General features: G+C 41.4%; 19 protein-coding genes. 10 read left to right on the forward strand and 9 right to left on the reverse strand.

Annotated features, from left to right (window positions below; translation table 11 throughout):
• Positions 1-437: 437 nt before the first annotated feature.
• Complete coding sequence (radB, locus tag MSTHT_RS09875) at positions 438-1151, forward strand: DNA repair and recombination protein RadB (protein ID WP_048168522.1); 714 nt, start codon at positions 438-440, stop codon at positions 1149-1151.
• Between the two features lie 213 nt (positions 1152-1364).
• Here radB and MSTHT_RS09885 read toward each other — a convergent pair whose 3' ends face one another.
• Positions 1365-2465 (reverse strand): inositol-3-phosphate synthase, encoded by a 1101-nt coding sequence (locus tag MSTHT_RS09885; RefSeq protein WP_048167633.1) that lies wholly within the window; start codon positions 2463-2465, stop codon positions 1365-1367.
• Positions 2466-3057: 592 nt separating this feature from the next.
• Here MSTHT_RS09885 and MSTHT_RS09890 point away from each other — a divergent pair.
• From MSTHT_RS09890 to ppk1, 5 genes are all read left to right on the forward strand, one after another.
• Positions 3058-4077 (forward strand): S-methyl-5-thioribose-1-phosphate isomerase, encoded by a 1020-nt coding sequence (locus MSTHT_RS09890; protein WP_048168523.1) that lies wholly within the window; start codon positions 3058-3060, stop codon positions 4075-4077.
• A gap of 285 nt (positions 4078-4362) precedes the next feature.
• Positions 4363-4530 (forward strand): preprotein translocase subunit Sec61beta, encoded by a 168-nt coding sequence (locus tag MSTHT_RS09895; protein WP_048167634.1) that lies wholly within the window; start codon positions 4363-4365, stop codon positions 4528-4530.
• Positions 4531-4555: 25 nt separating this feature from the next.
• On the forward strand, positions 4556-5527 hold the full coding sequence (locus MSTHT_RS09900; protein WP_052721873.1) for an alpha/beta hydrolase family protein: 972 nt from the start codon (positions 4556-4558) through the stop codon (positions 5525-5527).
• 64 nt (positions 5528-5591) lie between these two features.
• A complete protein-coding gene (locus MSTHT_RS09905; RefSeq protein ID WP_231588064.1) occupies positions 5592-7739 on the forward strand; it encodes an endonuclease MutS2 in 2148 nt (715 codons plus the stop codon).
• Between the two features lie 531 nt (positions 7740-8270).
• On the forward strand, positions 8271-10457 hold the full coding sequence (ppk1, locus tag MSTHT_RS09910; RefSeq protein WP_082086824.1) for a polyphosphate kinase 1: 2187 nt from the start codon (positions 8271-8273) through the stop codon (positions 10455-10457).
• Positions 10458-10657: 200 nt separating this feature from the next.
• Here the strand turns inward: ppk1 and MSTHT_RS09915 are convergent, their stop codons facing one another.
• Together MSTHT_RS09915 and MSTHT_RS14550 are read right to left on the reverse strand one after the other, a co-directional pair.
• Positions 10658-10861: a hypothetical protein gene (locus MSTHT_RS09915; protein ID WP_048167636.1), complete on the reverse strand. Its 204-nt coding sequence runs from the start codon at positions 10859-10861 to the stop codon at positions 10658-10660.
• A 37-nt stretch (positions 10862-10898) separates the two neighbouring features.
• Positions 10899-11063: a hypothetical protein gene (locus tag MSTHT_RS14550; protein WP_156149743.1), complete on the reverse strand. Its 165-nt coding sequence runs from the start codon at positions 11061-11063 to the stop codon at positions 10899-10901.
• Between the two features lie 777 nt (positions 11064-11840).
• Here MSTHT_RS14550 and MSTHT_RS09920 point away from each other — a divergent pair.
• The gene (locus MSTHT_RS09920; protein WP_048167637.1) at positions 11841-13490 is read left to right on the forward strand and encodes a Ppx/GppA phosphatase family protein; all 1650 of its coding nucleotides are present in this window, start codon (positions 11841-11843) and stop codon (positions 13488-13490) included.
• Between the two features lie 74 nt (positions 13491-13564).
• Here MSTHT_RS09920 and MSTHT_RS09925 read toward each other — a convergent pair whose 3' ends face one another.
• Positions 13565-16258 carry a CYTH and CHAD domain-containing protein gene (locus MSTHT_RS09925; protein WP_048167638.1) on the reverse strand — a complete coding sequence of 898 codons (2694 nt, stop codon included), beginning with the start codon at positions 16256-16258 and terminating at the stop codon, positions 13565-13567.
• Between the two features lie 1029 nt (positions 16259-17287).
• Here MSTHT_RS09925 and MSTHT_RS13800 point away from each other — a divergent pair.
• The 3 genes from MSTHT_RS13800 (at position 17288) to MSTHT_RS09940 (ending at position 19408) form a co-directional block, all read left to right on the forward strand.
• Positions 17288-17656, forward strand: coding sequence for a hypothetical protein (locus MSTHT_RS13800; RefSeq protein WP_052721874.1), 369 nt, complete (start codon positions 17288-17290; stop codon positions 17654-17656).
• Positions 17653-18018, forward strand: coding sequence for a class I SAM-dependent methyltransferase (locus MSTHT_RS13805; protein WP_082086825.1), 366 nt, complete (start codon positions 17653-17655; stop codon positions 18016-18018). The genes MSTHT_RS13800 and MSTHT_RS13805 overlap by 4 nt, the downstream gene beginning before the upstream one ends.
• A 268-nt stretch (positions 18019-18286) precedes the next feature.
• Positions 18287-19408: an ORC1-type DNA replication protein gene (locus tag MSTHT_RS09940; RefSeq protein WP_048167640.1), complete on the forward strand. Its 1122-nt coding sequence runs from the start codon at positions 18287-18289 to the stop codon at positions 19406-19408.
• 198 nt (positions 19409-19606) lie between these two features.
• Here the strand turns inward: MSTHT_RS09940 and thsB are convergent, their stop codons facing one another.
• From thsB to MSTHT_RS09965, 5 genes are all read right to left on the reverse strand, one after another.
• On the reverse strand, positions 19607-21268 hold the full coding sequence (gene thsB / locus MSTHT_RS09945; protein WP_048167641.1) for a thermosome subunit beta: 1662 nt from the start codon (positions 21266-21268) through the stop codon (positions 19607-19609).
• A 234-nt stretch (positions 21269-21502) separates the two neighbouring features.
• A complete protein-coding gene (locus tag MSTHT_RS09950; protein WP_048168526.1) occupies positions 21503-22156 on the reverse strand; it encodes a DUF169 domain-containing protein in 654 nt (217 codons plus the stop codon).
• A 24-nt stretch (positions 22157-22180) separates the two neighbouring features.
• Positions 22181-23800, reverse strand: coding sequence for an O-phosphoserine--tRNA ligase (gene sepS, locus MSTHT_RS09955; RefSeq protein ID WP_048167642.1), 1620 nt, complete (start codon positions 23798-23800; stop codon positions 22181-22183).
• A gap of 509 nt (positions 23801-24309) precedes the next feature.
• The gene (locus tag MSTHT_RS09960) at positions 24310-24933 is read right to left on the reverse strand and encodes a translin family protein (RefSeq protein ID WP_048167643.1); all 624 of its coding nucleotides are present in this window, start codon (positions 24931-24933) and stop codon (positions 24310-24312) included.
• Positions 24934-25529: 596 nt separating this feature from the next.
• Positions 25530-25811 (reverse strand): UPF0147 family protein, encoded by a 282-nt coding sequence (locus tag MSTHT_RS09965; protein WP_231588065.1) that lies wholly within the window; start codon positions 25809-25811, stop codon positions 25530-25532.
• Positions 25812-25853 lie beyond the last annotated feature (42 nt).

The following is a 25853-nucleotide window of genomic DNA, read 5'->3' on the forward strand; positions in this document are numbered from 1 at the left end:
GGTAAATATTCTAAATGCCATATCACTTAATAATGGTTTTTTAACCTAGGTCTGGATACAATAACCCCTTTGTTTTGTATTCAAAGATCCTCTATTTGTTATCAAATCTGATAACAAACTTAATGATTCCTGTTTTTGAAAAACTGCATTATATAAGGAAACAATTTCAATCACGGAGGACTTTAACAGATATCTGCAGCCTATTGGAGGGGACAGGTATGGTTAAGATGTATAAGACATTATTCCTTGAGACTCTATAAAATAAGATTAAAAAATTTTACCTGCTTTCAGCGTACTATTGTAAAATCTTTTTCTTCTGCTCAGTCTTGGGAATCTATACCTGGGCATTTCCTTTATATTCATTTTATCTTTTCTATTCTTTTTAGAAAATCTTTAATCTTCCTGAAAGATTGGAAATTACAAAAAAGCGTTATATCATGGTTCGGTTATATCTCATCAAGCAGAAAAAGAGGTGTCACTTCATAGAGAAATTATTATCTTCCGGCTGCAAGCCCCTTGATGAACTTCTTGGAGGAGGTTTTGAGAAAGGCATTGTAACTCAAATCTTCGGACCTGCAGGAACTGGGAAAACAAATATCTGTATCCAGCTTTCGGTAGAATGCGTAAAACAAGGGCAAAGAGTCATTTACATAGATACTGAAGGACTTTCTCCTTCACGTTTCAGGCAGATTGCAGGGGAAAATGCAAAAGAAATAGCAAAGAGCATCATCATCTATGAGCCCATGAATTTTGAAGAGCAGTATGCAGCCGTAAGAGAGGTGGAAAGAATAGCTGGAGAGAATATCGGTCTCGTGATCTTGGATTCTGCAACCTCATTCTACAGGTTCGAGCTTGAAGACGATGAAACAAGCATGAAAAGCCGCAGAGAACTTGCCAACCAGATAGGATTTTTACATGCCCTAGCCCGCAAATATGGTTTTGCCGTAGTCATAACCAACCAGGTATATTCAGATATTGCCTCAGGAGGGGTGCGCCCCCTTGGTGGCAGTTCCCTGGAGCATATCTCAAAGACGATTATCAGACTGGAAAAAACAGGCGAAGGAACCAGGCGCGCCATCCTGTACAAACATCGTTCTCGTCCTGAAGGCTCAAGTGCTGAATTTACAATTACAGCTGAAGGAATTCGCTAAATAGGTCAATTACTAAACAATTGCTAAGCAGAGCAATTGCTAAGAAAAACAGAAGATCAGAAAAATTCTTCAAAAGCCTTTTAATAGTTATTATGGGCAGAGAAAAAGTTAAATTCTGGCTGAAAACAAACTTAAGTCTGAATAGGAAACATATAAGATGCCTGAATATCTGGGACTTCTCGTTTGCTTTTGCAAGAATCTCTTCTCTGAATTTTAACGTTCCCGGGTTCCAGCTATAAATTCTTCAGTCCGCCTGTAAGCCTCATCGTCAGGGTACTGAATAGCAGGATGTTTCATGAAGTAGGAAGCCGGGGAATATAACACTCCTCCTATTCCGCGGTCAAGAGCCAGTTTGCAGCAGCGAATAGCATCGATTACCACACCTCCAGAGTTAGGAGAGTCCTCAACCGATAGCCTGAGTTCAAGGTTCATGGGCACGTCCCCAAAAAGCTTACCTTCCATTCTCAGGAAACATACTTTATTGTCCTTTTGCCAGGCTACGTAGTCACTGGGTCCTATGTGAATATTATAGTTCTCAAGCTTCCGGGAAAGTACGGACTGGACGGCTTCAGTCTTCGATTCTCTCTTGGAGGCAAGCCTATCCCTGTTAAGCATGTTTAGAAAATCAGTGTTTCCTCCGGTATTGAGCTGGTATGTTCTTTCGAGCTTTACGCCTCGCTTTTCGAAAAGATCTGCAAGAACTCTGTGTGTGATAGTAGCTCCAAGCTGGGCTTTGATATCATCACCAATAATCGGAATATTTTTCTCCTCAAATCTTTTTGCCCACTCAGGATCACTTGCAATAAAAACAGGCATGTTGTTTATGAAAGCTACCCCTGCTTCAAGAGCACATTCAGCGTAAAAACGGGCTGCTTCTTCAGAACCTACAGGCAGGTAATTGAGAAGCATTTCGGCACCTGATTTTTTAAGTTCGTTTACGATATCCTCTTTTGTAGCTTCCTTTTCTTTGCTGACAACGAAGGTATAATTCTCATCATAATTTTTCATATGTTCAGAGACTCCATCAAGGACTCTACCCATCTTAACCTTCACACCTGTGGATGGAATATCAGGGCAAAAAACCGCTGTGCAGTTCGGGGGAGCAAAAATAGCCTCGGAAACATCTTTTCCTACCTTCCTGGCATCGATGTCAAAAGCAGCAACAACTTCTATATCGCCCGGCTTATATCCTCCAATTTCCCTGTGCATCAATCCGATGGGCTCTCTATCTTCAGCCTTATAGTATTCAATGCCCTGTATCAAAGAGCTTGCACAGTTTCCGATTCCTGCAATTGCTATTTTTATTTTTGTCATAAGCGCTTACTCTCCGATGAATGCCCAGATTCTCATAAACCGCATTAATGAAATGACAGATCTTTTATGATTTCTGAAATCTACAGATTCAAGGATTTAGGAATTTAAGTTCACTGAGCTCAGGAGTTATATTCCTGAAATTACGACTTCTTGTATCTTAACTATGGATTTTAAACCTTGCCTTATTTGTTCTGTTACTCTATAAACCTATTATATGTAAGTTTTCCTTTCTAGGGGGAAATATTACATTTATTTATATACTACATATACCTTATTCATTTTTTAGACAAATTTCCATTCTGATGATTGGATATGGGGCTTAATCTGCTACAATTTTTCCAGTTATTCTGAAGTTTAAGGCAATTTCTTTAACATAATTATGCTTTAATTGATATAGCTGTATTTTAGTTAATATATTCTCGTTTTAATTGACATAATTTATCTTTAAATTTCTCGGTTGCACTAATGATGCGAAAAAATAGAGATTAACGAATTCTGCTAGTTGAATAGGTTTTTATCTGATGGGAAGCTTGAAAGGAAAAACCGGAAATTTCTCCGGCAGAATCTGATGCTTACACTGGAAAGTGATCTAATGAGGACAATTGATTGGAAGGACGAATCAAATTCCGTAGTGCTGGTAGACCAGACCCTGCTCCCAAAAGAGTACAGGATAATAGAATGCAAAACCCTGAGTTCTCTCTGTGAGGCTATAAAATCTCTCAGGATAAGAGGCGCGCCTGCTCTCGGTGCAGCAGGAGGTTTCGGAATCGCCCTTGCAGCTTTCCTGAGTGAAGCCAAAGATATCGAAACAATAACAAGGGATCTCGAGGTTGCAGGAAAAACTCTTAAGTCAACTCGCCCGACTGCAGTAAATCTTAGCTGGGGCGTGGACAGAGTCCTGAGAGCTATTTCGGATGCCTTTGATGTACAGGGAGTTCGGGATATTGCCCTTCAGGAAGCTAAAGACATTGCAGAAGAAGATGTAGCCATCAATAAGTTGATAGGCAAGTACGGGGCAAAACTTCTGAAAGATGGGGATACCGTACTCACACATTGCAATGCAGGCAGGCTCGCTTGCGTGGATTGGGGTACGGCTCTTGGAGTTGCGCGCTCGGCCATTGCTGAAGGCAAAGAAATCAAGGTTATTGCCTGTGAGACCAGACCTCTGAATCAGGGAAGCAGGATCACTACATGGGAGCTGATGCAGGATAATATTCCGGTAACCCTTATTTCGGATTCCATGGCTGGATGGGCAATGCGGCAGGGACTGGTAGACAGCGTGCTTGTAGGAGCTGACAGAATTACCCAGGATGTCGTTTTCAATAAAATAGGCACATATTCCCTTTCTATTCTTGCAAAAGAGCATGAAATTCCCTTTTATGTAGCAGCCCCTATCTCAACCTTCGACTTCGATGGCTGGGAGGGCAGCGTAAAAATTGAAATGCGAAATCCGGATGAACTTCGCTTTTTCGGCTCTGAGCAGCTTGCCCCGAAAGATGTGGAAGTTTACAATCCTGCTTTTGACGCAACTCCCATGGAAAATATAACTGCAGTAATTACTGAGAAAGGAATATTTTACCCGCCCTTCCTGCTGGATGAAGTACTTGTTTGAGACTGCCTGCTTAAATAACGCAATGTATTCTTTTCAACCCTTCCGAATCCTGGTTGTCAAAATATCTCTCTGCTGGATTTATATATCAGAAATGTAAATTATGTGATTACTAAAGTTAACAGGAAATTTAACAGTTATGTTAAATTTTCCAGATTTCGATTGCGAATTTCCAGATAATTATTTTATCATTCACCAGGGCAATCTTTTACAGGCAGATATATAGCAATGGAATTCATATTCAATTAAAGAAACTATTCTAATAAATGCGTTCACAGGTGTTAATATATGGCTAAAAAATCAGGTACCGGGCTTCAGTCCTCTGCAGGGCTCATGCGCTACTATGAAGCAGATAAAAATGCAATTCAAATCCAGCCCAAAACAGTGCTGATTGTCGGCGCCATTACCGGTATAGCAGTATTATTCTTAAGTGCTGTAAACGGCGTCTGGCCGTAACTGGAATTTCTTCGGCAGGGTTCCCTTGAGCAGGCAGGATTCAGGGAAAAAGGCAAGCAAATACAGGGCTTCTTCAAGGATCAGAGCCTCTAAACCCGCAGTTCTTCTTCTGGGTTTTCTTTTTATACTTGTGGGTATTTTTGGAATTCTGTATAACCCATCAGGCTCAGCAGACGCTGAAGCTTCCTGGGAGGTCTCGGAAGCAGGCATCCTAACTTTTCCAGATCGAGAGGTGCCAGTTTTTTCAGTTAAGGAAATCGAAGATACGTACGCCCCTGAAAATCCGGATACTTTAAAACTGCTGTCTTTTGAAAGCCGTGGGCAAAGAATCCAGGCTCTCTTAAGAATTCCTGCAAACTCCTCCTCTTCTCCGGGTCTTGTCCTGCTGCCTGGGGCAGGGATTAGCAAAGAAGCCGAGCAGGGTCTGGCTGTGGAACTCTCTAAAATGGGGTATGCGACTCTCACTCCTGACCAGCGTAACCTAGGCAGCATAAACATAGAAAGAGATTTTGAATTTTTCAAAGCCGGTCTTGAGCCTCTCGAATATACCATGGTTTACGATGCCCTTAAAGCCTCAGACGTGCTTGCAGCCCAGCCTGAAGTTGATCCTGAAAGGCTTGCAATTCTCGGGGAAAGTAACGGCGGAAGAATTGCAGTTCTTGCCTGTGCCCTTAACCCTTCCCTTAAAGGAGTTATCGCGATCAGCACCGCCGGCTACGGCACTGAGAACCCCGATTCTGCACTTACAAACGATCCCGAAACTTACCGTTTTTATCGCTCAATCGACCCTAACACCTATCTTGAAACCCTGCCGTCTGCAAAATTCGTGCAGATTCATTCTTTTAATGATACCGTAATCTCTCACGATCAGGCGCTCCGAACCTTTGCCCTTGCAAAAGAGCCAAAAGCGATGTATAACGTCACTGAGGCAGCCCACGGATATACGGGCTCAATGCGTCCCTATCTTGAAAAAGAACTCGCTCTTATTTTGAAGTAAAGGATATGGGCTTAATACCCAGCCGAAATTAGTGAAATAAAGTGTCTTGTATATGAAAAATGTTTTGAGTACGAAAACTTCTCAGCCGCTCTTAAGCCTGCGGGAAATTCATGGAATTGGTGAACGGGTAGCTGACAAGCTGATTGAGCATTTCGGAACTGAAGATGCGGCTCTTCAGGCTATTTGCGAGGGGGATATAGCTTCGCTTTCGGAAATCAATGGAATTAGCCATAATTTCGCCCTCTCCCTTGCAAGAGAAGCCAGATCAAGAACCGAGGGCTGTTCAATTTCTGATTTTCTCAAAACAAAAGAAGCCCTGGAACTTTATTCACGCCTGCTTGAGTTGATAAAGAGTTTTGCCCATACCACACATTCCAGGGACAGGTTGAACCTTTTTTACCCTTTACCTGCTTCGCGCATGGATCTGATACAGAAAAGGCAGGCTTTCATAGGAGAGTATCTTGAACTGGGAGAGGCTTTTTCTGAGAATTCCGAATTTCTGGACTTGCTTTCCAGGGTGAGAAAACTTAAACCGGTGCCGGCAAACCTCAGGGTCAGAGACCGGATAATTCTTTGCGGAGATCCAAAAATCCTGGAAGCAGCCAGAGAAAAGTTCCAGCCTTTTTTGCCTGTGCAGGGCGTAGAAGACTTCTCGGAGTTCGTAGATCTCGCAAGGGGCTACTCCAGTGTTATTGTTTTTGATGATACCTATCTTGGCTTTGACCTGCCTGAAGGCATTGAACCTGAGTATTTCCAGGACATCTCCAGGGCTGAATTCTGTCAGGTTTTGCCTGAAAAGGAACTGTCATTTTTTGCGCGGAATCTTTATTGCATCCGCGCCTGTTTGAATATAGTCTCGGCTCTACGCTCCCAGGGGTTCGGATTCTTTGAGGGATTCTCGGAAGAGAAGCTTGGCATACTCAATGCAGCTCTTTCAAAGCTCGGAGAAGATGGAAAGCCTGTTGAAGGTTTTGATCCTGAAATTGATAGGCTTGGGGCAGCTCTGCAAAACCTTGACTCTGTATTGACTTCGGCTCTGAATGAAGCTAACCAGCGCATGAACCGAACCCTTGAGGCAAGTTCGCTTACCCTGAGCGGGCAGGAACTCATCAAGCTTGTAAGCGGGGGAATGGAGATTAAAGACCTGCTTGCAAAAGAACTCGATAGGATTTATAAAACTGAGATTAAAGCTGTAAAAGAAGAGATCGCTGACAAGCTTGGGCTTCAGAAGCAGGAAAAATTAATGCTTGAGAGTCTTTTTCCTGATGAGATTTCCTATCCTCTGAGTGTGGACCAGTCACAGCTCCAGCTTCTCAGGCAAAAGCTGAACAATAGCCTTGAAAAAACAAGGCTTGCCCGAAAAAGAGAGCTTGCAAAAACGCTCTCAGCCTTTCACCAGCCAGTAGAACAACTTGTTAAAGAAATTCTAGATTTCGATTTGGGGTTCTCAATAGCATGTTTTTCGGCAAAATTCCAATTGAAGGTGCCGAAACTGATTCGTGAAACAGGAATAGGTTTTGAAGCTGGGGAAAACCTCTTTTTAAAAGCCCGTCATGGAGAAATCGATCCTGTGAGTTATTCCATTGGAAAAACCAGTTTTTCTCCTGCTGGTCTTGAAAACAGGGTTGTGCTTCTGAGCGGGGTGAATTCCGGGGGCAAGACTTCCCTGCTTGAACTCATTGCCCAGTGCGTAATCCTTGGATACATGGGCTTTCCGGTTCCTGCAAAAGAACTTGAACTCGGACCTGTTGAGGAATTTTACTACTTCGGAAAATCAAAAGGAACCCTGGATGCAGGAGCTTTTGAAACTACCCTTAAACAGTTCTCGATGCTTTCCGAAGTTTCGGGAAAACTGGTGCTTGCGGACGAACTGGAATCAATTACTGAGCCTGGAGCTTCTGCACGGATTATAGCAGGAATCCTGGAATACCTTTACAGAAATGAACAGAGTTTGGGAATTTTTGTTTCCCACCTGTCAGAGCTTATCCTTGAAAACACCGGGGCAGAGGTAAGGGTAGATGGAATCGAAGCCGATGGTCTGGATTCCAATCTGGAACTCATAGTTAACCGTAACCCTGTATACAATCGCATTGCTCGAAGCACTCCCGAGTTGATTGTGGAACGACTGCTCAGAAAAACCACCGGAAAAGAGCAGGAGTTTTATTCACATTTAAAGAATAAATTTAGAACTGGCACAAAAATGGACTCCTAAGTAAATTTGAAATATATCCTAAAATATATTAAAAGAGACTTTCTATGGGAGTTTCCAGTTCTTTATTATAATCTTCCAGTAATTTTTTCCTTTTAACGCAGAGTCTCTTTTTTGTCTTTGTCAATAATCGATCTTAAGAGATAATGTTATAAATCTTTAGTACTATATATTAATAAATAGTAGTGAGTTGGCGGAGATTCCGTAGAGTCCTGAAAGTCCGGTTGATACTAATTTGCACAGGCATTGGTGTCAATGCATCTCCAATAGCCTAATATGGAGATTGCCTTCCCACTAAGCAGAGAATTCAAAACTCCAATCGGCTAAAAGGTTGAATAATTAAGGAAAAATTTGTATGAGGCTTCTCATTATTTAAGTTCACCCGGGGGCTATCTCCTTTTCAACCCAGTAAATCCGGGTGACAATAAGATAATGAAATCAAATTATGAAATGCAGAGATTCTCTCTTCAAGTCTTCTATGGTTTTTTAAGACAGATCTAAAGAAGTGCAGAACCCAGGCCACGCGTGATAGTAATGGAGCGGAACTTCCCCATTCAGTGTGCAGATTCTGATAGGCTGGTTATGGATAACGTTGAAGGAGCTCGGGCAGAAGTTTCTCGCATGCCTGACCTCAGTGACCCGTGCTTATATACGGACCGGGAATACAGCTGGCTCCAATTCAATAACAGGGTACTTGAAGAAGCTTTTGACGAGCGCAATCCCCTACTTGAAAGAGTCAAGTTTCTTTCGATTTTTGGAAGTAATCTTGATGAGTTTTTCATGGTCAGGGTTCCAGGCGTCCTGAAAAGAATAGCTGAAGCTCTAAAAGATGACAGGACAGACGAGCAGGCACAGGAACAGCTTCGTATTATCAGGCAAGAGCTTCTCAGGCAGCTTCCTCTCGTTGATAAATGCTGGAATGAGATCCTTGAACCTGCTCTCAGGGAAAAAGGAATTAAAGTTCTTAATTACTTTGAGCTTTCAGGGAAGGAAAGAGAAAAGCTTAGAGACCATTTCGAGAGAAATATTTTCCCTCTACTCACTCCTCTAGGCTTTGATTCAGGACGTCCTTTCCCTCATATTTCCAACCTCAGCCTTAACCTTGCAGTACTGATTGATGACCCTGATTATGGGGAACGCTTTGCAAGGGTCAAGATCCCTCCAATGTTCACGAGACTTGTAGTCGTTCCTGAGGATGACCAGGAGAGAATAACCTCCAATCTGGAGGAACTGAAAACAGGACGTTTTGTCTGGCTCGAACAGCTTATAGCTGCAAATCTTGACCTCCTGTTTCCCGGACAGCATATTCTCGGAGCCTACCCATTCAGGATCACACGCGATGCAGATCTCGGTTTTGATGAAGATGGGGACAAAGATCTTATGACAGCTGTAAAACAAAGAGTCGGCAGGAACTACTTTGGATCGGCTGTCAGACTTGAGACCGATTATACGATGCCTCCGAAAGTTTCGGATATTCTTCTTAAAAACCTGAACCTTACTGCTTCCCTTATGTTCAGGTCTGCAGCTCCTCTGGGGCTTTCAAGTCTCATTAAACTTGCACAGATTAACCGCCCTGAGCTTAAATATGAGCCCTTCGAGCCGAAAAAACACTCTCAACTGGCGAAAAGAGAGGAAATTTTTTCAGTTCTCAAAAAGCGAGACATTCTGCTTTACCATCCCTATGATAGCTTCGAATCGGTAATTGACTTTGTGGAGGAGGCTGCCGACGATCCTGATGTTCTGGCGATCAAAATGACCCTTTACAGGGTGGATGACAATTCCAGAATTGTCCAGGCTCTTATGAGAGCAGCTGACCGGAGGAAGCAGGTAGCGGCTCTGGTTGAGCTTAAAGCCCGCTTTGATGAGGAAAACAATATAGGCTGGGCAAAAGAACTCGAACGCAAAGGGGTTCATGTAGTTTACGGTTTTCCGGGGCGCAAGACTCATGCCAAGATGTGCCTTGTGGTGAGAGCCGAAGAGGAAGGCATCAGATATTACGTGCATATGAGCACAGGAAACTATAACGCTGTCACAGGAAAGCTCTATACCGATATTGGTTACCTGACAAGCGATTCACTCATAGGCAAGGATATATCTGACCTTTTCAATGCCCTTACTGGATATTCGAGAAAAGACCATTATATCAAACTCCTTGTAGCCCCCCAGACTCTCAGGCATCAGATCCTGGAGCGTATCAGGCGTGAAATTGACCTGCATGAGAAATATGGAAACGGACACCTTATCTTCAAAATGAATTCCCTTGTGGACTACCAGTGTATCCGGGAACTCTACAGGGCTTCCAGAGCCGGAGTAAAGGTAGACCTTATTGTCAGGGGAATCTGCTGCCTCAAACCAGGTATCTACGGGCTCAGTGAAAATATCAGGGTTACTTCGATAGTTGGGCGCTTCCTTGAACACTCCAGGATTTACTATTTCAGAAATGGCGGAAAAGAAGAAGTCTTTATTGGAAGCGCCGACCTTATGCCGCGCAACCTGGACAACAGGGTAGAAGTGCTCTTCCCGGCATCTCCAGAATACATCCCCATCCTGAGAGATGTGATTCTTGGCACCCACCTCAAAGACAATGTAAAAGCCCGCCTTCTGCTTCCGGACGGCAGGACTGAAAGGATTTATCCGCAGCCCGACGAAGAAGAACTGGATTCTCAGTTGTGGATGCTTGAGAACAGCAGAAGCTGGGATTTAAGTTCTAGGAAAGAGTGAAGAGGGAGATCCCTATTTCTTTTTTTTTAAAAATTTTTAGTGAAAAAAGATTATTTTGCTATGGGATGAGGCTTTAAAATATATTTGTTGTAGAAAAGTTGTCAAAAAACTAAGCATAATGTCTTTTTATTTTTCTTAGACATTGAATGTGCTTGTTTTCTTATATTAAAGACTCACCCCAATCGCAGATAAGAGCTTATTTACTTGCAGGTATCAAGAAGACCTCTCTTTTTACCTCCCCTGCTTTCAGAGGGGTGTATTGGTTCAACTTTAGCTTCTTCTTCCTTCGGTTCTGCCTTCTTTTCTTCATTATGATGGGTCATAGATTCAACTCCTAAATCAATTTCAACTTCTAAATCAATTGTATTTTTAAACAGTTTTCCTGGATTTTCTTTTTTGTTCAAAAATCCTTTAACATTTAAAGGATTTCTAATTTTTACGTCATATCCAGATTACTTCTGCCAACGTCTTTTTTACTGGAACTAATGAAAGATTTATGTCCTTACCAGTCAGCAAATAGTGTTCTGCCTGGTTTCTTTCTTTTTGCAATAATAAATCTTTAAATCCAAAGATTCTATTCTTAGATACATCGATAGTTTTTTTCATCCCTCCATTTACTAATAAGAAATCAACTGAAATAAATTTGAAATACATAACTATCAAAAGATTCGAGAAAGCCTGGAAGATTTACTGTTATATTTTTTAGATTAGAACATCTTCCAGGCAACTCTTTATTCACATACCCTACCGGTCACTTTCCTATTGGTGTTGATCCATCCTTTTCCTTAGCGGTCTGTGCATCCGCTTTGATTCGCTCGTTTAGGTCTCCTCTCTTATTTTCGTGGGGTTGCAATCTATAATTATCTCTAAACTTATTTAAAATAAATTATATGAAAAATTGGCTGTGAGCAAATAATATTCAGATTTAAAATGTTATCTCATCAAGCAATATTTTAAATATTAACTTAATTCAGATTCTCTTAAATATTTGATTCCATTTCAGATCTTAATTCCAGTCTTAACGCCCACACATCTGGCTTTCTCTGGAAAACATTCCAAAAAGTAATCTCAGCAGAGCTTCCATGATTAAAACAATGAGTCTATATTTTCCATTACAAGGGACTTAGTTTCTTTATAAAGAACTACAGAAAAAGTCTGAAGATTAGCTTTCCTTCTTAAAGCCCTTTTTTTATTAAGTGTATAAATAAGCAACCTATCCAATACATAGAATTATTTGTGCAGAAATAACAACAGCTACAAACTTCCAATACACTACCAAATAACCTAAAATAGAATAAAAATATGAACTAGTAATGTGAAGCTTATTTTGAGTTTCTCGACTCCTTCGAGAAAAACGAGAGGCAGGGCTTTCAGGTGGTAATAATGAAACCCGAGAAAATTTCCGAAGGCAGAGTTGTTGCATTTATTGATATAGGCACTAATTCGATCCGGCTTCTTCTGGTACGTATCAATCCCAATGGGTCTTACCTTCCCCTAACCAAGCAGAAGGAAACAGTCAGGCTTGGGGATCAGGGATTCATAGATCGGATTCTGCAGCCTAAAGCGATAGAACGCGCAGTTATTGTCTGCAAAAAGTTTGTGGAGCTTGCCAGGGCTTACAGGGCAGAGGAGATTATAGCTGTGGCAACTTCAGCAACGCGGGATGCAAGCAATAAAGTTCAGTTTCTCGAAATGCTGAAAAGGGAGGCAAACCTAGAAGTCTGCCCAATTTCCGGAACAGAAGAAGCTCGCCTAATTTACCTCGGGGTATCAAGCGGGCTCAGACTTGGGAACTCAAAAGCTCTGTTCATAGATATCGGGGGTGGGAGCACTGAATTATCAATAGGGGATCAGACCCGATATTATTTTCTTTACTCCCTTAACCTTGGGTCCATCAGGCTGACAAATATGTTTTTACCGGATGAAACAGGGCCTGTTTCTGAGGAACAATATGAGCGGATTAAACAATACATCCGTCATAAGCTTGCAGATGTAACAAAAGATCTTTCCAAGCACAGAATAAACTGTTCGATTGGAAGCTCGGGGACAATTGAAAACCTTGCTAGGATCGCTTTTGTCTACTTGCACAAAACATCCCATGAAAACTTTGAGAAACTCGAATATGAAGACCTCAGGAAAATAGTCAGGGCAATGTGTGCTATACCTCTTGAAGAGCGGCGCAAATTCCCGGGAATTAATGCACAAAGGGCTGATATTATAATTGCGGGGGCTGCAATTATTGAAACTTTCATGGAAGAGTTTGGGCTTTCAGAAATCAGAGTTAGCAAACGCGGGCTTCGAGAAGGGCTGCTTGTAGATTATATATCAAAGAGCGAATTCTCCTACATGATTACGCAGATGTCGGTAAGAAAACGCAGCATCATGCAGCTTGGACTTATCTGCAACTTCGATGAGGAACATGCCCATACAGTCACCAGGCTTGCCCTTGAGCTTTTTGACAGTATTCAAGCGCTTGGGATTTACGAGTTCAAGGCAGGGGAAAGGGAACTTCTTGAATATGGTTCAACCCTGCATGACATAGGGACTTTCCTATCATATGATACCCATCAGGTACATGCTTATCACCTCATACGGGAGAGCAATCTTCCGGGTTTCCAGCCTGAAGAAATCGAAATAATAGCGAACCTTGCCTATTTCCACAGGAAAAACACCCCTAAGAAGAAACACCCCAATCTCGTTGGGCTTAACAAAGAAGTAATAAAAAGCATCAGGGTTCTGAGTGCCCTGCTCCGCATTGCCGAGGGTCTGGATCGCTCCCATAATGGAATTATTTCCCACGTTCGGTTTTATATTGCCTCTACCGACAGCCTGGTGCTTGAGATGCACGCTCAAAGGGAGTGTCAGTTAGAGATCTGGGAGGTAGAGAAACAGAAAAAGTACTTCAAAAAAATGTTCGGGTATGATCTTCAACCTAAAGTTATTATAAAACGTGATGAAGGCGTTCCCTTAGCCCTTGAAGGCAGTGCTGAACTTGAGAAAATCTCAGGAGTTGAGGTATCTTCAAAAAGCTAATCAACAAGTTTTTAGCTAAAGTAGTTTTTAACTAAAATAAATGAGTTATCGAATTAATTTATACATCTATCGCGTTAATAGAGATTTTTTATTGCACTTTCAATCCGTTCCCTGAAGTTTCCATTTCTTATCCTTTTCCAGGCTTCGGGAAAGGTGTTAAGTAATGTTTGGAGTTCTTCCTCCCTGTACGCTAGATAGGCTTCTATTCCTTCTGCCCCTGCAAGAAACTTTTTTTTTCCTGAATTTTTTTCATTCTCGACAGGGCCCCATTCCCCGGTTCTCAGGTAAGAGCTCAGCAGATCAACTGCAATCACCGCATCGTGCAGATTTCCAAGGTGATCCTGAAAAGCTTTAAGCTCCTTAATCAGGTCTTTTATATCTTCCCCAAGTACGCTCTCAAAAAATTCGAGAGTATAACGCATTTCCTTGGCTGCAATCCTGAGCCTGTGCAGGCGTTCAACAGGAAGATAAGGTCCCTCTACCCATTCGGAGTAAGCATTGATATCTGCTAAACGTGCATAAAGGATAGACGGAAGAACATCTTTTACCCTGTGTGGCAAAGCGTCATGTTTTTCGTTAGTTGCAGGACGGATCAAGCTCTCTGGGGAGGCAAGTGCATCCGAAAACTCCTTCTTGAAAGTCCGGTATTTTTCTCTTTCAAGATAATCAAGCATATTTTTCCTGGCTTTTTCTCGCTCGTCGGCAAGCACTGCAAAAAGCGGGTCCAGATCATGCTCATGTCCAGGAGGAAGGGTTTTCAGGTATTCTTCGGTTTTTTCGCGGAAAACGTCGAGATCCCTGACCTTTCCAAGTGAACTAAGGGTTCTTCTGAGTCCTTTGAGGTGAGGTTCAAACTGTCTGGAATCAAGATAAGTCTCAAAAACCTTTGCTGCCGCTCTCATTCTGCGGACTGCGACCCTCATGTTGTGTAGTTCTTCAATGTCTTTTCCTTTTATAGTTCCTCTCTCATAGGATAGCATGCTGGAAAATTGATTATAAAGTATCCTGCAGGCAAGCCCTGCCATAGAGTCAGCAGGTTTGACAGTTATCTCTGCAAGTGCTCTGCACTTTCTCTTTTCTTGTTTCTTTTCTTTTTCAGCTTTTCTTCCTTCTGTTTTTCTCTCTTCTAGCTCTTTCTCTTCTCTGGGCTGCTCCTTTTCTGTCTTTTTCTTTTCTCTGGATTGATTTTTCTCTGTTTTTTTCTCCTTTCCAGCCGGTTTCTTTGTTCCTATTTCCTTTGCTTCGGATTTGTTTTCGTCCAGGGGTTCTTCTTCCTCAGTAACCTGAGAAAATATAATTTTGCTTCCGTAGAGAAATTTCCAGAGCTTACTTCTCGCCTCAAACTTTTTTGCAGCTTTTTCAGTTATAGTTCCTGTTATTTCTATTTCAAGAGCGTCTTTAAGCTGCCTTGTCTTTATAGGTCGGGCATCGGAAGCTTCGAGAAGGGCTGCAATTGACATAATGGCTGCAAGCACCAGGGCTTTACTTTGGAAATCGGGGGGCAGCTTCGTATGGAAACTTTTAAAGACTGAGCTTAGATCTTTTTCGTTTAAACACGAATCCTGAATTTCAGCGATCAGGGCGAGCATCAAATTCTCGTGGAGCCTGAGTCCCTTTATGGAGTGAGTCATGAAGATTTCTCTATTTATACGGGCGCTCTCTTCAGGGAAGATTGAGTTACCCGCATCCTTCAGGAGAGCTGCAATCCCGAGGAGCTTTCTCTCCTCCTGTCCAAGTCCGTGGCATAAAAGCAGTTCATCAAAAAGTGTAAGAGCGTATTCCCTGGTTTTTTCTGCCCTGATTTTATTTATCCCATAATACTCAAGCAGGCTTTCAGTGTCCCATTGCTTAAATTCTATTGCTTCCTTTTCATTTCTCAAAACAAAGTTTTTCCCGGATTGGAGATGGAACTCACGGTCTTTTTCTTTATATGTGGCAAAAGGAAAAATAGAAAGCCTTTTTTCTTTAAATTCTGAGTGCAAGGCTTTGATTTCACCTTTAGAGACATTTAGAAGCCTGCTGAGCTCCTCGCAGGTCTGCCCCCGGTCGAGTCCTGCTAAAATTTGAGCCTGTTTTCCATATACATTTTTCTGATCTGCAAGCTGTGAGCAAAAAGCCCTTTCTCTCAAACTAAGCAAGGTTTTCTCAGGAAGTTTTTCCATGAAAAGAAAGGCTCTCTCGAACTTGGAAAAAGGGCTTTCTGTCAGGTTATAGTGCTTGAGCAGGAAATTCCGTATATTCTCAAGATCCTCAGAGTTTCCTTCGCTTTTAAGTTCGACTTCAAATTCATTATAATATTTTTCTCTGCCTCCACTTCTCAGGTTTACCCTATCCAGGTAAGCTTCTGCTACAAACCTATTCCTTATTTTTATCTGGCGTGTAATCCTTTTCTGTTTGAGGGACAGAAGTGGAAAAAGCTCAAGTCCGGCTGTAAGCTCCAGAACCATATTTCTGATACGGAAATCAGGACATTCGATCACGGATTTCCCCTCAGGTAGGAAACTTACATACTCCTCTCGCCTGTGAGTCCCACTTTCAAAACCTCCCAGACTTTTAATAGTTACCCAGCTTCCATCTTCTCCAAATGTTTTTCTGACCCGCAGATAATAACCTGAAGCCATAATAGCCCGATTTTCAGTATCAAAAAAAATGTCCTCGTTTAACTGGATTTTTGGCTCAGAGAGGGTGTATGAAGCAAGCTCAGAGAGGCTTTCTAGAGCCTGAAAATCCGCTTCTTCAGTTACCAGAAACTTCGACTCTATCTCCATACTTATTCTCTTCCCCCCGAGATGCCGCCCGAGTCCTGATCCAAGGGAATGGTTATTTTTTTATGAAATATTGAGTTAATTTCTAAAACTGTTTATACCTCGAATTCCGTTCAGGGAGGACGAAACCCTTTTGTGAGGAATTAACTTAATCTCTTCAACCGCTGGTATTTTTCTTTATCTATAGAGTTAAGATTAAATTGATATATAGACATATGTTTAAAAACTGCGATATTTTGGTTAAGATATTATATATCTCAGCTTCTATATAGTTATTTTTAAGCTATTTTTCTGATTTTATTTTTAAGTTATTTTTTGATTTTTTTAGGTTATTTTTTGATTTTCTTGGATTATTTTTTGATTTTTTTGAATTATTTTTTCGTTTATTTCCTGTAATAACTGCTCAAAATCCTCGTAAACAAATCTAGTGTTATTCCTTTTATCTGCTGGAAGTAATTAATTCACGGTATTTTCTGTTGATAACCTCTAGTTGATTCTGCGGTTCAGTGGCTGTAATGAATGAAAATTCAAAAAAGCTAAACGTAGTAAAGCATATTTATTAAAAATTTAAAAATGGCTATATATTTATCAACGCTTAAGCTTCTAAAGAGTAAATTAGCTCGTAATTAACTTCATTATCTTGATTAAATAAAGCCAAAATATAATAAAGTCAAAATATATCAAATCAAATTAGAACATTTAAAGTCCTTACTAGAATTATTGCGTTTAAAATTAGTAGGGATTCAGCAGTCCATAATTGAGAATTATCTTATTAAAATCTATAAAATATCCATGTGAAGCGCAGCCAGTGGAAATTGTTGAGAGATAATCGTTACTGAAAAAAAGAATTTTTAGATTTGTATGCTGGCGTAAGTGATGATAAACTGGATTTAAAAATAGTGGATCTAGATGAAAATGAATGTTCAAAAATCGTACGTTCCCAGACTGGAGGTCGATAAAAATAGGTGGGTTGATAAAAGCTGAACTAAATCCACACGGTATCTGGTATGATAGCGAAGTGAGGCAGATAATATGATAAGTAAGGAGTGCGCAAAAATATATGCAAATGTATACAGCGCATACATCTATGTAAAATTAAAAACCCTTGGACCTATAGTGGTTGCGAGTACAAAACTAGGGATCTCAAATCACGGATTTGATTGCCCTGTGTGTGGGTACAGCGGTCCCTTTTTAAATATCCGAAGGAAAAACGCATCCTGCCCACAATGTGGTTCTGCTGAAAGACATCGCCTTCAATTTCTTGTGATTCAAAAATTGCAGAAAAAATATGATTTTTCAAAGATGGCTATGCTGCATGTGGCTCCTGAAGAATGTTTCTATAAATTGTTCAAAAAACTATTTGCAAAATATACAACAATTGATATAGAAAGAAAAATATAGATTATCAAGCAGATCTTTGCGACCTTCCATTTAAAGATAGTTCTTATGACTGTGTTTTTGCCTCTCATGTACTTGAACATATAAAAGAAGATAGAAAAGCCATTTCTGAGATAAGGAGGGTGTTGAAGCCTGGTGGTTTTGCTATTCTCCCTGTCCCAGTAACAGTACAAAGAACAATTGAATATCCAGAGCCAAATCCATATGAAGAGTATCATGTAAGGGCGCCAGGGTTGGATTACTCAGATAGGTATTTAGAATATTTTTCGCGTTTGAAAACGTGGAGTTCTGATGACTTCTCAAAGAAATATCAACTATATGCTGGAGAAAAACTTGTTGAGTATACCCCAGTTTGTTTCGTCTAAAGTGATTGAGTTTTTACGACGGAAGAATGGAGAAGGTACATTCCCTTCTTAAACAGCCTGTGCAGACCAGTAAACAGTCGTATCAAATGTTTAAGTGATCCATAAGTTTTTATTTCCTGTCCCTTTGATTCATTAAGCTTTGTTCCAGCTAAAAACGCTTTCATAGCCCTGCGCATTTAACATTCTTAACTTTATTACCAAACTTTCAATATCACTAAGCTTTTCAACTATTAGATAACAGATTAACTAAACTATGGAGTAACTTCCCTTGACAGGTAATGATATACTACTCTGGGATGAAACCCTATTTAAAGACCCCTCTGTGCTTGAGCCTGATTATCTTCCTGATTATTTTCCTCATAGGGAATCCCAGTTGAATGCGCTCAAATTCGCGCTCAAGCCAGCCCTGCGCGGTATGCGACCTTTGAATTGTTTGCTTGTAGGTCCTCCCGGAACAGGAAAAACCAGTGCGGTTATGAAGATATTCAGGGAAGTTGAAGCCCATGCACCTGGTGTCGTTACCGTTAAAGTCAACTGTCAGATTGATTCCACGCGTTTTGCAGTAATATCCAGAATTTACAGGAAGCTTTTTGGGATTTCTCCTCCCAACTCGGGGGTTGCATTCAGGAAGATCTTTGAAACCGTTGTTAATTTCCTTGTTTCTTCAGAAAAAGTTCTGCTTGTTGCTCTGGACGACCTCAACTATCTCTGCTATGAAGGGCATGCCAATGAAGTGATGTACTCGCTTTTAAGGGCACATGAACAGTACCCTGGAGCGAAGATAGGAGTAATCGGGATTGTAAATGACGCCTCGGATCTTTACTGCCTGGATTCCAGGGTTAATTCGGTTTTCCTGCCTGAAGATATTCCTTTTCCGAGATATGGAAGTGGTGAGATTCTTGATATTCTAAAAGATCGCGTAAAGTACGGCTTTTATCCCAGGGTAATTTCTGACGAGCTGCTGGAACTTATTGTCTCGTATGTAGAAAGGACTGGAGACCTCAGGGTTGGAATCGACCTTCTCAAACGTTCTGGTTTTAATGCTGAGCGCAGAGGAAGTCGCACAATCTCTTCTGAAGATGTGGAAAAAGCTTACGAAGCATCCAAGCTGCTCCATCTCTGCAGGGGTATAAGCCTCTTGTCTGATCCCGAAAAGCGTCTGCTCGAATTAGTAGCAAGAAAAGGAGAAATCCAGGCAGGTGAGCTTTACAAAGCTTTCCGTGAATTAACGCAGCTAGGATACACACGTTTTTATGGAATTGTCAACAAACTTCAGGCGCTTAATTACATAGATGCGGATTTTACAGGCAAGGGACAGAGAGGCAGGACAAGAATTATAAAAACAAAATTCGAAACTGAGGATGTTCTTAATTGCCTTGAAAAAAAGTGAGAGCGGAATTTGAATAAAAACCTCTGGATCTCAGAAATTAAAATGCCTGAAAAGAGGGGAGATTCACATGGGCTTTGATGAGAAGCCAGAAAAGAGTTTTTCAGACTTTAATTTCTGAGGGTTAAAAGGAGGACACGGCATGAAAACCGTGCCTTTTTCCTGTTTATCCCTAATTGTTTTATGATTTATTTTTCAGGATTACATCATTGGAGGCATTCCGCCCATTCCACCTTGCCCGCCTGGCATTCCACCTTGCCCGCCTGGCATTCCACCTTCTTCTGGGCCTGGGGTTGTACGGGTGGAAGCTATGACATCATCGATCCTGAGGATCATAACAGCAGACTCGGTAGCTGCATTGATAACCTGGGTCTTGACTCTGAGAGGTTCAACTACGAAGTCTTTCCACATGTCAACGACTTTTCCTTCAAAAACGTTGAGTCCTGCGGTTTTTAAGCCTTTCTCGTGCTGGGAGCGAAGCTCCATAAGCATGTCAATGGGGTCAAGTCCTGCATTCTCTGCAAGGGTTCTTGGAATGATTTCGAGAGCTTCGGCATAGGCTTTGACTGCAAGCTGCTCTCTACCTTCGAGGGTAGCTGCATATTCCTGGAGCCTGAGTGCAACCTCAACTTCTGGAGAACCGCCGCCTGCAACGAGCTTTTCGTCCTCGATTGCAACGCCGACAACACGCAGGGCATCCTCAAGAGCGCTGTCAATACTGTCAACTACATGCTCTGTGCCGCCACGCAGCAGGATGGTTACAGCTTTCGGGTTGTCACAACCTGTGACAAAGGTCATACTGTCGCCGCCAATCTTCCTCTCTTCCACGAGTTCTGCATATCCGAGGTCTTCGGGAGTGATCTCGTCCAAGTTGGTAATCAGTTTGCCGCCTGTTGCTCTGGCAAGCTTTTCCATGTCGCTCTTCTTAATTCTGCGTACAGCAAAGATACCTGCTTTTGCAAGGTAGTGCTGGGCAAGCTCTTCAATTCCTTTCTGGCAGAAGACAACATTTGCTCCGCTGTCGATAACCTTCTGGACGAGCTTCTTGAGCATCTGCTCTTCCTGATCAAGGAAAGACTGGAGCTGGTCAGGAGAGGTTATGGAGATTTCTGCATCGACTTCGGTGTCCTTGATTTCGATTGCGGTATTGAGAAGAAGGATTTTTGCGTCCTTGACTTTTTCAGGCATGTTGGGGTGAATTCTCTCCTTATCAATAATCATTCCCCGGATAAGCTCGGAATCCTCTACCCTGCCGCCGACCTTCTTCACAACATTGATGTTTTCCTTGTCAACGGTTACTTTTCCGTTTGTGTCCACAACGCTTGTAACGGCATCTACGGCAATCTCGGAGAGGAGTCTCTTGGAGGATTCTGCACCCTTTCCAGTCATTGCGGTTTCAGCGATGCTGATTAAAAGGTCCCGGTTAGACATCTCTACTGTCATTGCCAGGGAGTTCAGGACTTCTACGGCTTTATCTGCTGCAAGCCTGTACCCTGAGGCGATGATTGTTGGGTGAATTTCCTGCTCGATTAAATCTTCAGCTTTGGTTAAGAGCTGGCCTGCGACCACAGCTGCACTGGTAGTGCCGTCTCCGACTTCTTCATCCTGGGTCTTTGCTACTTCAACTACCATCTTTGCTGCAGGGTGTTCAATGTCCATCTCTTTGAGAATGGATGCCCCATCGTTTGTAATAATCACATCACCCATGGAGTCCACGAGCATCTTATCCATGCCTTTTGGTCCAAGGGTTGTTCTAACGGCTTCGGCTACTGCCTTTGCAGCCATAATATTGTTACTCTGGGCATCCCTGCCTCTGGTTCGCTTACTTCCTTCTTTTAAAATGAATATTGGCTGACCTGCCATGATTTAATCCTCCATTAGTGTGAGTTTGGAATAGCTCTGATTAAAATCGCATTTTACATGTTTGTACTTCTATATAAACTCATCCCACTGAAGGCTCTGAATAATATGGATTTTATTTACAGCTTCTTTCAAACAAATGTCAGGATAAAACAGTCCCATATTCGGGTTTTTACGGGAAAACAATATCATCACAAAATCTTGGTTTTAAGGGCAGTAGAATGGTTCCATCGCTCCCTACTTTCTTGTTTCGGGAAGTTTAGAAAGAACATCTTCTATTTCGATCGTTTTCTTAAAAGAAAGCCCAAGTGGAACTTCAAAGTCTTCATATCCACTATGCTTTCTTGAGCCCTTGCACCCGAATGATAAGCCTATGCCCTGCCTGTAGGCAAGTACGGTACAGTCCCCGCAAATAGAGGCTGCACCTATAGTATCCAATACGGTTCTCTTTCCTTCCGAATAGGCACTCGCCTGAACAATGCGCATAGCTTTTTCAGGCTTAAGAAAAAGAATCATCACATCAAAATTACCTTTATTCAGGGACAGGGGCTCTATTTTTATAAAGCAAAACTTTTTTTCCAATCTCGGAAGTGATAAAGCTGCATTTTCCGCAGCCTTCCAGTCCTTATATCTTCCGGAGTTCAGATAGTAAGCAGCAGGACTCTTCTCTGAGAAACCCAGTACATAATCTCCTGGGGGGCATCCCTGCCCAGAGATAAGGAACTCTTCTCCCATACGGGCTTTCTGCACAAGTTCGCAAAAAAGAAAGCGGGATTTTTCAGGAGAATTTTCATCTCCTCCTGTTTCAAAAGTTACACACACAGGTTCGCCGGTTTCCATCAACCGGCTGAGCTCAGGATATCTCGAGAAGGGGCTTTTTCGGGTTTGCATGCGCTTGCTCCTTTTTTCTGGCATTCAGAAGAATTCCGCTTTTACAGATGTGAAAACCGGGCCTCTCATATCTATTTTTTTCTTTTTGCCCGTGATATAACGCTGAGCAACAGAACCTATTTTCAGATTGATTTCTGAAGGAACTTTGACGACTCTTACCCTGACAATGTGCTCGGTCGCTCCCGACATTGCAGCTTCTTCAATCTCCCTGGCAGCCTGGGCTGCAAATGCTTCTATGAAACGGATTCCTGCTCTTGCAGAGTGGTTTTCAAAGGCTTTTTGCCACTTTTTAGTGTTTGGAATTCCCAGGAGGTCTCCCTGATAGGCTACAACCTCATTGAAAGCCGCAGGTCCGCAAAGCTTTGTATTTTCTTCAGGCTCGATCACGGAAACTTTTACTTTTCTGCCGCAGACTTCTCCCTCCCAGGCAGGGAATTCACAGGGACTGGGTTCATCTCCATGAAGTTCGCACTGGGAAACAATTGCAGCTGCAATTGCAATACCTTCTTGAGTTTCAGGCATTTTATCTACGAAAACCTGTTTTGCAAGTTCACCATCTGACATTTCCCATTCTGTATACTGCGGAATCTGAGGATAAGAAAGGGAACGTACATCAGGGGCATCATGCAGAATCATTGCCAGCCTTTCCACTCCAAGCCCGAGGTTCATGACAGGATATGGGATATCATATTCTGCAAGAGCTGTTGGGGAATATATTCCGAAAGTTGCAATCTCAATCCAGCCGTCCGAGTATTTTGAATTAGAGCCTACAAGTTTCGGATGGAAGGCAAATACCTCGGTTTGAGTGTCAGGAACATAGTACTTACTACGTTTTTCATCGGGTCTGAAAATGAATTTTTCAAATCCAAACTGGGAAAGCAGTCCTTCTGCAACAGCTTTTCCGTGATCAACAGTAACATCCTCATCCATTATTACGCAGGAAGCCGAATAGTAGGTCATGAGCCTTGAGGCATCCTCCTGCTGTTCTCGCCTGAAACAGCGATCTATGGAGAAAAAATGGAAAGGAGGCTCCTGCCTCTCAAGGAGGGCACCAAGGGAAATGAACCAGCCGCTAGTCATGTGGCTGCGGAGTGTCTTTCTGCTTGCTTGCGGCACAAGCTCTTTAAACTCAGGAAAAACCCTGTCAATCATATCGGCAACAAGGGCATCGGATACTCCAAGCATCGCTGATATCTCAGGTACAAGATCGTCTCCATCAATCTTTCCTTTTTTATATGAATGGAGAACCTGCCTGATCTTATTTATCCCTTCATCGCCTATATCTCCGAGAATTTCTTTTATCTGCGCGATGCGCTCATCGGAAATTCCAACATTAGGCCTTGGCAAACCTGCAAGATAGAAACAGCGATCCAGAACTGCAAGAGCCTCGCTTCCGAACTGTTTGTGTACCTCTTTATCATCTACAATCAGAGGATTCATCATCTCTTCAAAACCCATTCTCAGATAGGCTTCTCTGAGTTTCTGGATTGTATCGTAAACCGGATGTGCTTTTCCATATCTCAGAGTGATTCTGGGGTAACGTTCGTTGAGAGTAGGTATCCTGACCAGTTTTTTACCTTCGTTCCAGGTAAGGTCGAAGTTCTCTCTTGCATCCTTTTTAATTTTTTCCGGATCAAATTTCATGTATATCCTCTTATAACAGATTATTGAAATTTATGTCTTATAACAGACTAATGAAATTTATGTCTTAACTGGAATTCTAAATCGATATACTGGAAGTTTAAACAGATCTGCTGAAACTTTCTGTGAAACTGGAATTCTAAATAGGTTCAGAGAAATTCTAAATTAGTCAATTTGGAGAAAATCTCATTCATAAAACTTAAATAGTTAAACAGTTAAACTGCTAAACAGCTGAGTAATTGTTAAAACAATAAACGGTTTAATAGTTATCGGGTAAGTTTTACATTAACGGGTTGCAATTTAATCTTCTATTCTAACTCTCAAAGTTCAAAAAATGCTAGACTATTCAATGTTTTACATTCCTTCTATCTAAACTTATCTAAAGCCTGTAAATTTCTCTAAAATCTCTAAAATTTTCTAAGATCTGTAAATTTGTCTAAAATCTGTAAATTTGTCTAAAATCTGTAAATTTGTCTAAAATCTGTAAATTTGTCTAAAATCTGTAAATTTGTCTAAAGTCTGGATTCTAGATTATGCATCGCGGTTTCAAGCTTTTTCTGACCAATTGCATTGACAACATCGCCGCGTGTCTTTTCTAAAAGGGAGCGGGACACATCGGTTTTTCTTCTCAGTCCCCTGGTTATGGCATCTGGATAGTCAAAGTCCATAAGCATTGCATGAATGTTTTCCATGATGCCTAAAAACGTTTCGGCTTTTTCAAAAGATTCATCCCTTATAAGATCAAGGACATGTCTCCTGAGTTCACCTACAACGTCCCCAAGACCGTTAAGATAGGCTGCGTATTCAACTCTTAAGTCATCAGGAGAGGGAATATTTTTGTCTTCCTTAAACAGGCTGCTGAGGACTGAGACTTCCGCATATTCCTGCTGGGCATGCTCTACAAAGCCTGCATGATAAATGTCGGCATGCCCCTTGAAAAGAACCTTAAGTTTCTCAAGCGCTTCTCCAGCAGCTTTAATACTTTTGTCCGCCTTCTCGAAGTCCTGATTATGAAGGGCAAATGAGGCTGTCCTGCATTCCCTGACAACTTCGCGGGAGATCTTCAATCCTTCTTCCCTTATACTATCTTTAACCTCAAAATTTTCCCTTATTCGGGCAGAAATCTCTTCAAACATAATTTTATACCCCCTTTAATGCTTCTCAGCCTCTTTATAGTTATCTTCTCTACTAAAAATGAGTGCTCTTACATTCTATCTGTTTTGTTTTTCATTTATTTTGTATAACTCATATATTTTAATATATTTTATATATTTTAATCTCTTTTTTGAGATTCCAGAAATACTCCTAAGAAAATTTATTCAACTGTATCATGTTTATGATAATGTACCAACGGTAGATTATCTCATTGTGCTAGCCGAATTAGAATTTGTCTATTCTCTTCCGAATATTAAACTCAATCTAAAAATAAAAATACTTTAAAAAATATTTAAAAAGATTTAAAAAAAAGAAGGAAAAATTTTTCCTTGCCGATATCCTCTAACCCTCTGGAATATTTCCAGAATCAGCTCGAAATAGCCAGTATAACAGTAAGGTTTTTTTTCCTTTCGGCTCTTTTTTTAGAATTAGCTAGAGTTTAGGATTTTTTAACAGGATCATCTCAAGAAACGCAACTGAGCTTGCTTTTCTGGAGCTCATCTGTTCTCAGATCGCGCGCCCCGAGTGAATTCCGCTTTTATTTTTTCAAGGATCTTTACAGATTATTCATTAGAGGTTATTCATCTACAGGAATGGTCTCAAGCTGACTTGAAAGATTCCATATCAAAGTTCTTGTGTGCAGGGGAAGGTTAGGATCATTGCTTATATCTTCAAGAATGGAGATGCTTGATGCAGCTCTAAGAAAGAGAGGTTCAGACTCGTTGTTCAGTATGTCCATAATTTCATTCACGGAACGTCTGATATTTCTTGGAACTGAAGAGTCGCTGTTTATACTTTCCAGGACCTGAAGACATTGTTTGATAACTTCTGCTGAATCATTTGATGACACTCGAATCACCTTCGCAGTCAATTATTATTGTAAAAATTAGAGCTAATAGAT

Origin of the sequence: Methanosarcina thermophila TM-1, from assembly GCF_000969885.1 — an archaeon.
Taxonomy (GTDB): Archaea; Halobacteriota; Methanosarcinia; order Methanosarcinales; family Methanosarcinaceae; genus Methanosarcina; species Methanosarcina thermophila.